The organism is Rhodobacter ferrooxidans, from assembly GCF_000176015.1.
Taxonomy (GTDB): domain Bacteria; phylum Pseudomonadota; class Alphaproteobacteria; order Rhodobacterales; family Rhodobacteraceae; genus Pseudorhodobacter_B; species Pseudorhodobacter_B ferrooxidans.
The window spans coordinates 1-554 of sequence record NZ_ACYY01000058.1 but is presented as its reverse complement, the minus strand read 5'-3'; the positions used below and the strand labels follow the sequence as shown (position 1 = coordinate 554).

Sequence of the window (554 nt, the reverse complement as noted above, 5' to 3'; positions counted from 1 at the left end):
GATGCACGTTGATGCCGCAGCGGCAGGCGCACATGTAACAGGTCGTGCGGCGGATCTCGTCGGACACCGGCGGCGAGGTGTTCAGGCGCGGCGCGCTCATTGCAACACCGCGCGGGCGCGGCAAACGGACCCTTGTGCGGCGGCCCCATTCCGGGCATCAAACTTGTTCATGGCATGACATCTGCGAAAGATTGTCGATATGGAACCGCAACTTCTGCTTGAAATTGGAACGGCGGCCCGGATGCTGGAACAGGCCGAGGTCACGACTGCGTTTCTGAGGGCCATTTCACATCCTGCACGACTGGTCATCCTTTGCCGGCTTGCCGAAGGGCCGGCCAATGTGGGCGATCTTGAGGCGTTCACCGGGTTGCCGCAGGCCGAGGTTTCCAAACACCTGGCCCGGCTGCGCGCCGACGGGCTGGTGGCCGCCGAGCGCCTGGGCCGGGCCCGCACCTACGCGCTGACCGATATGCGGGCATCGCGGATCATGCGGACGCTCTACTGCGAATTCTGCGCGCCCGAGTCCGATCAACTGGTGTGACGGATGGTGAAGG

Annotated in this window: 1 protein-coding gene; it reads left to right on the top strand. The window is 64.4% G+C overall.

What is annotated here, in order from left to right; translation table 11 throughout:
- The first annotated feature begins 199 nt into the window (after positions 1-199).
- Complete coding sequence (locus RSW2DRAFT_RS17020; RefSeq protein ID WP_040672565.1) at positions 200-541, top strand: ArsR/SmtB family transcription factor; 342 nt, start codon at positions 200-202, stop codon at positions 539-541.
- Positions 542-554: the final 13 nt, after the last annotated feature.